Here is a 10,531-nt window from a genome sequence, read left to right as displayed (position 1 = left end):
AGAGGAGCGTGGAGGAAAGAGGTAACCAAACAAGGATGGAGACAAGAAAAGGGAAGGAGCGGTAAGGAAATAGGTAACCAAACAAAGATGGAGACAAGAAAAGGGAAGGAGCGTGGAGGAAAGAGGTGACCAAAAGGGGATGGAGGCAAGAAAAGGGGAGGAGGGTGCGAAAAAAGGTGAATTGGTAATGAAAAAGCCGAGCAGACAAAATTATAGTGCGAAAAAGTGAGGATAGGTAATGAAAAAGCCGAGCGGGCAAAATTACGGTGCGAAAAAGTGAGGATAGGTAATGAAAAATCCGAGCAGGCAAAATTATAGTGCGAAAAAGTGAGGATAGGTAATGAAAAAGCCGAGCGGGCAAAATTACGGTGCGAAAAAGTGAGGATAGGTAATGAAAAAGCCGAGCAGGCAAAATTACGGTGCGAAAAAGTGAGGATAAGTAATGAAAAAGCCACTCAGGCAAAATTACGGTGCGAAAAAGTGAGGATAAGTAATGAAAAAGCCACTCAGGCAAAATTACGGTGCGAAAAAGTGAGGATAAGTAATGAAAAAGCCACTCAGGCAAAATTACAGTACGAATAACCGGCTACCATTCGTAATCCGCAAAAAAAGAAGCTTCCAAAAATAACTGGAAAGCTTCTTAAAAATAGGGGGAATACGTTTCTTAATATTAAGTATAGACATTTTTCAGAAAATTAATCAGGACAAATGAAAAAAAGTTATATTTGTTTTCGTCATGGAAAAAAGGTAAGCTTTGGGGTAGATATATACTAACGAGAGTAAAAGGATGTGACCTTATGTATTTAGAAAAAATTCGTCAGGAAAATCCACTCATTCACAGCATGACAAATGTTGTGGTTACTAATTTTACAGCGAATGGGTTGCTCGCACTCGGTGCCTCACCTGTGATGGCATATGCCAAAGAAGAGGTCGCCGATATGGCGAAGGTGGCCGGAGCCCTACTTTTAAATATCGGGACATTATCACATGAACAAGTCGAGGCGATGATTATTGCTGGTAAATCAGCTAATGAAGTGGGAGTCCCAGTTGTATTAGACCCGGTTGGAGCAGGAGCAACGGCTTTAAGAACAGAGTCAGCTAAACGAATATTAGAAGAAGTGAACGTCACTGTCCTACGCGGAAATGCTGGTGAGATTTCTTCGTTAGTCGGTATTGAAGTTCAAGTTAAAGGGGTCGATGGTGCGGTAGAAGGGGAGTATACGGAAATAGCTAGTGAAGCGGCTCGTTTATTTAAGTGCTTAACGGTTGTGACGGGTGAAGTAGACATTGTCAGTGATGGACATGAAAATTATGCGGTTGCCAATGGTCATCCTTGGTTAACGAAAGTCGTTGGGACAGGTTGCCTATTAGGTGGGATTTTAGCTTCCTTTTTAGCAGTGGCAAAAGGGGAAGAAGTCAATGCTTTGCAAGCAGGGTTAGCCTATTATGGAATTGCTGCAGAAAAAGCATTTGAGCGGACGAAAGAACAGGGGATTGCTTCTTTTCAAATAGAATTTTTGAATCAGCTCCAAAGTTTAACCGATCAAGATGTTGATCAATTAAAAAAGTGAATGATTATAGAGGGAATGAATAAAAATGAAACAGTTATTTAATGAAGTATCATTACCAGAAAGTGTGATTGAGGCATTGGCTAAATTAGGAGTCAATGAGCCAACAGATATTCAAGAAAAAATGATTCCAGAGGCGTTATCAGGACAAGATATTGTGGCCCGTTCTCAAACTGGAACAGGGAAGACGCTAGCATTCCTTTTACCTTTGCTTGCTAAGATCGCCAAAGATAAAAAAGGACTGCAGGCATTGATTGTGGCACCAACTCAGGAATTGGCGATGCAAATTGTTGAAGTCACTAGAGTTTTGACTCCTGGGACAGGCCTGAAGGTTGGGGCGTTTATTGGAGGAGCGAATATTAATCGTCAGCTCGATAAACTAAAAAAAGAGAAACCGCAAATTGCAATTGGAACACCAGGTAGACTTCTTGAGTTAATTGAAAGAAAAAAATTGAAAGTACATGAAGTTGAAGTCGTGGCGATTGATGAAGCCGATCGAATGATTGCGGAACAATCCGCTTGGGAGGATTTCACAAAAATTGCTCAAAGAGTCGGGCGTGACAGCCAATATCTTTTTGTATCTGCTACAATACCTGAGCAGTTTAGTGGTATGGTTTCCGACTTTGCTCCATTTATTGTGCAATTGGAAGCAGACGGTGCCCTTTTAGTTGAAGGAATTCACCATTATGTTGTCAAAATCGATGAAAGAGATCGAGTTGATACGACGCGTAAACTCATTCATGCTGAGAAAATTGAAAAAGGAATCGTTTTTGTCAATCAGCTTGAACGACTGAATGAAACAACAGAAAAGCTTGACTATCGAGGTATTAAGGTTGCGGCTTTATCTTCTGAACAATCGAAACATGAAAGAGAGCGTGCGTTAAAGCAATTTAAAGAGGGGGAAATTCACATTCTCGTGGCGACGGATGTTGCTTCTAGAGGGTTAGACGTAGAGGAGGTTACTCATATTATTCAATTAGACCCAGCTGCTGATCCAGATAGTTATTTACACCGTGCTGGGAGAACAGGGAGAATGGGTAAAGAAGGAAAAGTACTCACGTTAATGAGCCATAAAGACGAATATAAAATCGCTAAATACACGCGTGAATTGGGGATAGACATAACAGAAGTAAAATTAGTAAAAGGGAAATTGGAGATCGGCGAATAGCAGATGAATAATAGAGCCGTTTCTTGAGGAAGAACGAACATTCCACTAGAAGCGGTTTTTGTGCGGGAGAGCTAAACTTTAGGAGTGGGCAACTTTGCCTGGGGGAGGTTTTAGGCTAACTGTGGATAAATAGCTGAGGAAGCCTATTTTTTAGAAACTAGTTACGTTAAAACTAATGCCTAAATTTCACCTAACTTTTATTGGTAATAACTTCTTTTTTAAAGAAAAACCTGCAAAAAACAAGCTCTATCGCATGTTTGAAAGCTTTTTTCGATCAATCAGCTTTATTTTGCTTAAAAGGCAATCCTATGTTAATATTAAAAGGTTAAAAATTATTTAGGAGTTGTATGTAGATGTCAAATTATGAAGTAGGTAGTATCATCGAGGGGAAAGTAACGGGAATTAAACCATTTGGTGCTTTCGTTGCTATTGATGAACAAAAACAAGGTTTAGTGCACATTTCTGAAGTAGCACATGGTTTTGTTAAAGATATTAACGATGTCTTAACAGTAGGAGATGAAGTTAAAGTAAAAATCATGTCAATTGATGAAGGGACTGGAAAGGTTTCTCTTTCAATTCGTGCCACTCAAGAAGCACCTGAGCGTCCTGCTCGTAAGCCTCGTCCAAACAACAATGCTGGTGGGGGAGGAGCTCGTAAACCTCAAGCTCAACAGCAAAAAACGCAACAAGGTTTCAACACTCTTGAAGATAAATTAAAAGAGTGGTTAAAACAATCAAATGAAATTCAAGCTGATTTAAATAAACGTGCAAAAAAATAATTGTTCGTTAATGAAGAACACCTAAATGAGACGCTCATTTAGGTGTTTTTCATTTCTTAGTAAAGGGCGTTAATAAAACGCCCTTTGTTGCCATGTTATTCGGTTCTTGGAGCACGCTCAAGCTCTTCGGATGGTTTGAAAAGAAGGGAAATACAATATAATCCGGCTAAACCGACTATAGCGTAAATGATTCGTGAAAACATAGCCGCTTGTCCGCCGAAAAGAGCTGCAACGAGATCAAATCGGAAAAACCCGATTAATCCCCAGTTTATAGCACCAATAATTGCTAAAGTTAACGCAGTTCGTTGAAATCCACTCATTTAATTCACCTCCATTCAAATGGGTTCAGCATAGCTAATGAGATTATGCTTCATCATTAGAATGAGGATGGTGCCGTCATAATATACAGGAACATATCCCCTATTATCTTTAAAGCATTTCTTTTGGGCTTTTTTATTACGTTCATGTAAAATGAGGTTGTAGATATTACGTTAAATATGTAAGAAAAAGCTTTACGCTTCTATATATTTAATTGATAATGGATAAAGTAAGGAACAGAAGGAGTGATGTTCGATGGAGCCATTTGTATTTCGTAATCCAACCAAACTTATTTTTGGTCAAGGACAAACAAACGAACTCGCCAATGAAATGAAGGTTCATGGAGCTAAAGTTTTACTCATTTACGGTGGTGGGAGTATTAAACGAAATGGTTTATACGACCGAGTAATTACACAATTACAGGAAGCAAATAAGCAAGTTTTTGAACTAGCTGGAGTTGAGCCTAATCCAAGGTTAACGACTGTTCAAAAGGGAATCGAGATTTGTAAAAAGGAAGAAATTGATTTTATTTTAGCAGTAGGTGGAGGCAGTGTCATTGACGCGACTAAGGCCATTTCAGCAGGTGCAAAATACGATGGCGATATTTGGGATATCATAATTAAAGAAAATGAAGCGAAAGACGCCCTACCTTTTGGAACGATTTTAACTTTAGCAGCAACAGGTTCTGAAATGAATTCAGGTTCGGTCATCACTAACTGGGAAACACAGCAAAAAGTTGGCTGGGGAAGTCCATTTGTTTTTCCGACATTTTCGATCTTAGACCCAGTTAATACGGTCTCTGTTCCAGAAGATCAAACGATATATGGAATAGTCGATATGATGAGCCATGTGTTAGAAGCTTATTTCCATCATACACGAAATACACCCTTGCAAGATCGTATTTGTGAATCCATTCTTCTAACAGTGGTAGAAGCTGCACCAAAACTTCTTCAGAATCTAGAGGATTTAGACCTTCGTGAAACGATTTTATATTGTGGGACGATGGCGTTAAATGGAATAACTCAAATGGGACTACGTGGAGATTGGGGTTCTCATAACATTGAACATGCGATTTCGGCAGTTTATGACATCCCACATGCAGGTGGTTTAGCGATTATCTTCCCTCATTGGTTAAAAATAAGCATAGATGAAAGATTGGAACGTCATGTTCAGTTAGCTACTCGTGTATTTGGAGTCAATCCTGAGGGCAAAACAGATAAAGAAATTGCATTAGAAGGAATTGAAAAGTTATCGGCTTTTTGGACAAGCTTAGGTGCGCCTAATCGATTAGCGGATTATGACATAGATTCGTCAAATATAAAAAAAATGGCAGCTATTGCAGGAGAAAGAGGAGCCTTCGGTAATTTTAAGTCATTAGAAACAAAAGATGTAGAAAAGCTACTTAATGCAGCACTTTAATGTTTAGAGTAAGGACCACTCCGTCTCAGTCGTCGCCTTTAATAAGGCACGGCAAACGACGGGTTTTCTATAAATATGTATGGTATATGAGGAGGCCTTTTAATGGAGAAAATTCACTTTGATTACTCAAAAGCTTTATCTTTTTTTAGTCAGCACGAAATTGATTATTTACAAAATGCTGTAACAGCGGCACATGATGCCTTACATAATGGGACAGGAGCAGGTAATGATTATGTTGGTTGGATCGATCTACCAACAAACTATGACCGAGAAGAATTTGCTCGTATTCAAAAAGCAGCAGGCAAAATTAAAAGCGATTCTGATGTGTTAATTGTGATTGGGATAGGTGGCTCTTATTTAGGAGCAAGAGCGGCTATTGAAGCACTAACACACTCTTTTTATAATGTTTTAGATAAAGGGGCTCGTAAAACACCACAAGTTTTCTTTGTAGGGAACAATATTAGCTCCACTTATGTGAAAGATTTATTAGCGGCGATCGAAGGAAAAGATGTTTCCGTTAATGTCATTTCGAAGTCAGGAACAACAACAGAACCGGCGATTGCGTTCCGTGTTTTCCGTGATTATTTAGAAAAGAAATATGGCAAAGAAGAAGCTCGTCAACGTATTTACGCGACAACAGACCGTGAAAAAGGAGCCTTAAAAACAGTAGCCGATGAAGAAGGTTATGAATCATTTGTTATTCCAGATGATGTAGGGGGGCGTTTTTCTGTTTTAACTGCGGTCGGTTTATTACCAATTGCTGTGGCAGGACTTGATATTGAAGCGATGATGAAAGGTGCGGCGGATGCAAGTGTTGACTTTAACAATCCAAACTTAGCAGAAAACGAATCTTATCAATATGCAGCCGTTCGTAATCTCCTTTATTCTCGTGGGAAATCAATTGAGTTAATGGTGAACTATGAGCCGTCTTTACACTTTGTTTCTGAATGGTGGAAACAGCTTTATGGGGAAAGTGAAGGAAAGGATCAAAAAGGTCTCTTCCCAGCCTCTGTTGATTTTTCAACGGATCTCCATTCTATGGGACAATACATTCAAGATGGACGTCGTCACTTATTTGAAACAGTTTTAAATGTCGAGAACGTTCGTGAACATGTGACGATTGAGGAAGCTGATAATGATTTAGATGGTTTAAACTATTTAGCTGGTGAAACGATGGATTTTGTCAATAAAAAAGCATTCCAAGGCACAATGCTTGCCCATACAGATGGCGAAGTACCAAACTTAATTGTCAACATTCCAGAATTAAATGAGTATCACTTTGGCTATTTAGTTTATTTCTTTGAAAAAGCGGTTGGAATTAGTGGCTACTTATTAGGAGTTAATCCATTTGACCAACCAGGAGTAGAAGCGTACAAAAAGAACATGTTTGCTTTACTTGGAAAACCAGGTTTTGAAGCCGAAAAAGCCGAATTAGAAAAGCGATTAAAATAAGATGATGGAAGAAGAGAAGTCCTATGTGAATGGGGCTTCTTTTTTTGATGTGGTGGTGGAAAGTCAGAAGCGGACGAGAGTAGAGGACATGTAGGTTCAGGTTCAGACTTTAGGCGTTAAAGTCATAAGCTGGAGAGAGTAGAGGACATGTAGGTTCAGACTTTAGACCAGTAAGTCATAAGCTAGAGAGAGTAGAGGTCAAGTAGGTTCAGACTTTAGGCTAGAAAGTCATAAGCAAAGAGAACAAAAGGCCAGCTAGGTTCAGACTATAGAACAGAAAACTCACTTAGGAAAAAGAACAAATAAAATTATATTCATTAGAGAAGTTGTATCGTCTGTGCGTGTCTATTTTCATGAGTTCAAATACATAATCATTCTAATTGGTGGCAAGCTAATTGTATTGAAATGGAAGGAAAGGATGAGCCATTATGCTTGCATTACCGTCTGCAATTGAAGGAAAACAATTTAAATTAAAACATTTAGAAGATGAGCTTAAGCCTTTAGGGTATAGCATTGGTGGGAATTGGGATTATGATCATGGTTTTTTTGATTACAAAATTGATCAGCAGAAGCAATATATCTTTCTGCGTTTGCCTTTTAAAGCAATTGATGGAGAGCTTGAACAGCGCGGAGTTAGTGTTGAGTTAGGGCAGCCATTTTTGCTCGCCCATGAATATCAGCGAGGCATTGATAATGAAGATACACCAGGTAGTGGCGTTTTAGTGAGCTCAATCAACCAATTTTCCTCGCCGACAAACAAAGACGCTGAAATACCATCAAAATATATGACCGTTGCTCAAAATTTAATATCAGAATTAGAACTTACGTTATTAAGATGAGCAAAAAAAGAACAGGAAAATATGCCCTGTTCTTTTTTGTTTATTTCATTTTAGGTCCACATTTGAATTTATAAGCATTTTTAAACAATGGAGCATAGCTCGTACGAAGCAATGCTCTATACGCTGCCTGTGAAACTAAATAAATGAAATACGTTAAAAATGGTAAAAAATTTCATAGAATTAGTCTTTAATTTGAATACTGTGTTATGACATAACATAAGCGATCGCTCGTATTAAAATATATCCAATTTTCAGTCTATATCATATATGAAGTATTTATATGTAGGTCAAAGGTACGTTTAGTGAGTACCGCCACAAGAATGTACCACCCTTGCCATCTTATTTACCACTTAACGCCAAAAAATGTACCACTTAGTGACAACTAGTTTACCATTATATAAATAAAGCCTACAGATCAGTTGATTTGTAAGCTGTAGACTTTATCTTTTATCATTATTTATTTTTGAAAATACTTTAAAATTATTTTACGTGACCCTTCATATATATCTTGATGTGTCCATGTATGTGGAAGTGGCTCTTGACCATATGCTTCTAATAATTGCTGTTTTAGTTCCTTAGGAAAGGGGGGCCACTCCTTATAACCACACCAATAATAGTACTCCTCCATTTCTTTCAGGTCCTTCTTAGTTATATAAACCATTCAGCTCTCACTCTTTAAGCCATGTCGTTCTCTCATTGAAACGTCACCGTCTATAAGAATTTGATATGTATCATGAATAATTCTATCTAAAATAGCTTCCGCTATCGTTTCATTACCCAATTTAGTATGCCAACCACTAGCTAACTTTAAAATAAAAGCTTTCTCTAATTTGCGGTCTTCGAAATACTCAACCTCTTCAATACAAGCAGTAGAGTCTAAGAAATTGGCGGATTTTATAAGCCTCTGAAGGGTATTACTCTTACGACGTGAGTATTCTAAATCCACAAGTAAAGAGAACTGTTCCTCGAAACTCATCTGCTGATATGCTTTGTTATATGCTTGTTCTTTGTAAGCCTCAGCCATTCCTGCTAACTTCATTTCATATAGTTTTGTTAACGTTTGGTCATTCATCATTTATCATTTATCCATTCCTCCGTAGTATCGTGCTCCTCTTGTAAATCCAAAACTGTTCTGGCTACCATCTGTTTGGCGCTTTAATTCTTGTTCTAAGGAAAGTAGACGAGCTTGGCCGAATTGTCATTCCGAGAGAACTAAGAAGAACATTAAATATTAATGAAAAAAACCCTTTAGAAATTTATGTAGAGAGAGATAAAATCATTCTGAAAAAGTATATAGTCAATATGGCATGTAACATAACGGGGGAGATTTCAGAAGCTAATGAGATTTTCTGGGATGGAAATTTAATATTAAGCCCTAAAGGGAAGAGATGTTAATGTAACGATTTCGAGGAAATTATGTTAAGAGCTAATACTGCCTTTAGGTGGTCTTTTTTTTATAAAATATAAAAAATAGTTAGGATTAATACGTTATTTTTAATATTGAAATAGAGAAAGATTACTGAGAGAAATAATTGTTTCTTAGAATTTATTATTAAATTATAGATTTATAACCAAAATATGGCAGGTTTTTTTGTTTGAATGTCGAAATATAAAATGGGTATATGAAAAAAATCATTATTCATAAAAATACATAGAAGTTTGTAAGGAAATAAATATTCAGGGGGATGTGGATGTTTAAGCTCGTATTGTTTGAAATGAGGAAGGTTTGGAAATCTACTTATTTTATAGTCATGCTAGGGTTGTTATTTTTTTTTATAAGTACTTATTTTATTTACAGTTATATTCAGACTGAACGAGTTGAAGATGTGATTTTAAGATTAGAAGAACAAAAATTCTCATATCAGGTTGGTTTAGATGAACTTCAATCAGAAATGGATGCGGCAGAGATAGACCCAGAAGATGATTTTGTAAAAAGGGAGCTACAAAATTATCAGGAACCACTAGATAGATTAAATGAACAAATAGAAGCGGTAAAACAAGGTAATTGGGATTTTATATTAGAAGAAGAGTTAATTTATACTGAAAATTACCTACAAACCTTTCCATCTCAAGCACATGAAGATATACATACTTGGCCCACTCACTTTACTCATGAATTTATTCATGAACGAAATCAGTGGTTGAAAGAAAAGGAAATTGCGCCTGTTTTTCCGATTCACTACATGTCTGAAATTACATACTATGATCGCGTTTTTGATGATCCGATTATTGAAGAAGCCGCACATTCTTTTTTTAATAAATACTCATCATCCACTATTTACTTTCTTTATTTACTATTTGGATTAGGATTTGGAGTCGCAGGTGTTTGTTATTTCTTGTTTTTATTCGGGGATATTCTTACTAAAGAAGGATTGGGAAGAAATGGACCGATTCAGTTTCTTTATACCCAGACATTGACGTCCTGGAAAGTGTTAATGGGGAAGTATTTAACGGTTTTATTTCTTTCGTTGATGATCCTCGGAGGAGTCATTTTTCTTTCCTATTTACTTGGTCTTGGATTTGAACGTGTTGGGGCATGGAATTATCCGGTGCTCATTTATGAGCCAGAATTTCAATTTCATTTGATGAATATGGGGAAATTTAATGTCTTATCAACTCTGTTGTTTCTGATGGTTCTATGGTTTAGTTTTGCTCTTTTATTTCTCTTTTCTGTGTGGTTGAAAAAAACTTTGCCAGGCCTTGTTTTAACGGTTGTCATGATTCTTTTAGGTGTTTATTTTAGTAGAACGGGAGCTGTATTGGAAGCCTCTTTTGCTAGCTATAATCCCTTTACTTATTTCCATATTCGAGATGTGCTAACGATGGAATTAGCTCTAACAGTGGGCAACTTTAATATTTCGTTATGGAATGGTGTGGCTAGTTTAACCGTGTCCACTTTGTTTTTATTAGCCATTACTTATTTTCTATTCCGCTTCAAAACAAAATAATTGATATAAGCTCCGAGTTGTTTTAGAGGAAAAAGGAGGT

At 37.2% G+C, this 10,531-nt stretch carries 11 protein-coding genes; 8 read left to right on the top strand and 3 right to left on the bottom strand.

The annotated features are described in order from the left end of the window. The first annotated feature begins 797 nt into the window (after positions 1 to 797). From thiM to yugI, 3 genes are all read left to right on the top strand, one after another. On the top strand, positions 798 to 1,571 hold the full coding sequence (gene thiM, locus BALCAV_RS14080) for a hydroxyethylthiazole kinase (protein WP_003320784.1): 774 nt from the start codon (positions 798 to 800) through the stop codon (positions 1,569 to 1,571). A gap of 25 nt (positions 1,572 to 1,596) precedes the next feature. Further along, entirely contained in the window at positions 1,597 to 2,736 is a 1,140-nt protein-coding gene (locus BALCAV_RS14075) for a DEAD/DEAH box helicase (protein WP_003320783.1), read from the top strand. Between the two features lie 353 nt (positions 2,737 to 3,089). After that, a complete protein-coding gene (gene yugI / locus BALCAV_RS14070; RefSeq protein WP_003320782.1) occupies positions 3,090 to 3,515 on the top strand; it encodes a S1 domain-containing post-transcriptional regulator GSP13 in 426 nt (141 codons plus the stop codon). 95 nt (positions 3,516 to 3,610) lie between these two features. Here yugI and BALCAV_RS14065 read toward each other — a convergent pair whose 3' ends face one another. Beyond that, the gene (locus BALCAV_RS14065; RefSeq protein WP_003320781.1) at positions 3,611 to 3,835 is read right to left on the bottom strand and encodes a DUF378 domain-containing protein; all 225 of its coding nucleotides are present in this window, start codon (positions 3,833 to 3,835) and stop codon (positions 3,611 to 3,613) included. A gap of 253 nt (positions 3,836 to 4,088) precedes the next feature. Between BALCAV_RS14065 and BALCAV_RS14060 the strand changes: the two genes are divergently transcribed. The 3 genes from BALCAV_RS14060 (at position 4,089) to BALCAV_RS14050 (ending at position 7,543) form a co-directional block, all read left to right on the top strand. Then, entirely contained in the window at positions 4,089 to 5,252 is a 1,164-nt protein-coding gene (locus BALCAV_RS14060) for an iron-containing alcohol dehydrogenase (protein WP_003320780.1), read from the top strand. Positions 5,253 to 5,354: 102 nt separating this feature from the next. Next, on the top strand, positions 5,355 to 6,704 hold the full coding sequence (locus BALCAV_RS14055) for a glucose-6-phosphate isomerase (protein WP_003320779.1): 1,350 nt from the start codon (positions 5,355 to 5,357) through the stop codon (positions 6,702 to 6,704). Positions 6,705 to 7,132: 428 nt separating this feature from the next. Further along, positions 7,133 to 7,543: a YugN-like family protein gene (locus tag BALCAV_RS14050; protein ID WP_003320778.1), complete on the top strand. Its 411-nt coding sequence runs from the start codon at positions 7,133 to 7,135 to the stop codon at positions 7,541 to 7,543. A 457-nt stretch (positions 7,544 to 8,000) separates the two neighbouring features. Here the strand turns inward: BALCAV_RS14050 and BALCAV_RS14045 are convergent, their stop codons facing one another. After that, positions 8,001 to 8,204, bottom strand: a complete 204-nt coding sequence (locus tag BALCAV_RS14045; RefSeq protein ID WP_003320777.1) for a hypothetical protein — start codon at positions 8,202 to 8,204, stop codon at positions 8,001 to 8,003. Next, on the bottom strand, positions 8,205 to 8,618 hold the full coding sequence (locus tag BALCAV_RS14040) for an ATP-binding protein (RefSeq protein ID WP_003320776.1): 414 nt from the start codon (positions 8,616 to 8,618) through the stop codon (positions 8,205 to 8,207). Positions 8,619 to 8,701: 83 nt separating this feature from the next. Here BALCAV_RS14040 and BALCAV_RS21705 point away from each other — a divergent pair, with 83 nt between their 5' ends. Both BALCAV_RS21705 and BALCAV_RS14035 read left to right on the top strand, forming a co-directional pair. Next, entirely contained in the window at positions 8,702 to 8,938 is a 237-nt protein-coding gene (locus BALCAV_RS21705) for an AbrB/MazE/SpoVT family DNA-binding domain-containing protein (protein WP_081939293.1), read from the top strand. 296 nt (positions 8,939 to 9,234) lie between these two features. After that, a complete protein-coding gene (locus BALCAV_RS14035) occupies positions 9,235 to 10,491 on the top strand; it encodes an ABC transporter permease subunit (protein WP_003320774.1) in 1,257 nt (418 codons plus the stop codon). The last annotated feature ends 40 nt before the right edge of the window (positions 10,492 to 10,531 follow it).

It is taken from the genome of Alkalihalobacillus alcalophilus ATCC 27647 = CGMCC 1.3604, from assembly GCF_000292245.2.
Lineage (GTDB): Bacteria > Bacillota > Bacilli > Bacillales > Bacillaceae_D > Alkalihalobacillus > Alkalihalobacillus alcalophilus.
This window is presented reverse-complemented; position numbering and strand designations above follow the sequence as displayed.

Coding starts and splice junctions, on each gene's coding strand:
- BALCAV_RS14055 (WP_003320779.1), top strand. CDS start 5,355: ATGGAGAAAATTCACTTTGATTACTCAAAAGCTTTATCTTTTTTTAGT.
- BALCAV_RS14060 (WP_003320780.1), top strand. CDS start 4,089: ATGGAGCCATTTGTATTTCGTAATCCAACCAAACTTATTTTTGGTCAA.
- BALCAV_RS14075 (WP_003320783.1), top strand. CDS start 1,597: ATGAAACAGTTATTTAATGAAGTATCATTACCAGAAAGTGTGATTGAG.
- BALCAV_RS14065 (WP_003320781.1), bottom strand. CDS start 3,835: ATGAGTGGATTTCAACGAACTGCGTTAACTTTAGCAATTATTGGTGCT.
- BALCAV_RS14045 (WP_003320777.1), bottom strand. CDS start 8,204: ATGGTTTATATAACTAAGAAGGACCTGAAAGAAATGGAGGAGTACTAT.
- thiM (WP_003320784.1), top strand. CDS start 798: ATGTATTTAGAAAAAATTCGTCAGGAAAATCCACTCATTCACAGCATG.
- BALCAV_RS14050 (WP_003320778.1), top strand. CDS start 7,133: ATGCTTGCATTACCGTCTGCAATTGAAGGAAAACAATTTAAATTAAAA.
- BALCAV_RS14035 (WP_003320774.1), top strand. CDS start 9,235: ATGTTTAAGCTCGTATTGTTTGAAATGAGGAAGGTTTGGAAATCTACT.
- BALCAV_RS14040 (WP_003320776.1), bottom strand. CDS start 8,618: ATGATGAATGACCAAACGTTAACAAAACTATATGAAATGAAGTTAGCA.
- yugI (WP_003320782.1), top strand. CDS start 3,090: ATGTCAAATTATGAAGTAGGTAGTATCATCGAGGGGAAAGTAACGGGA.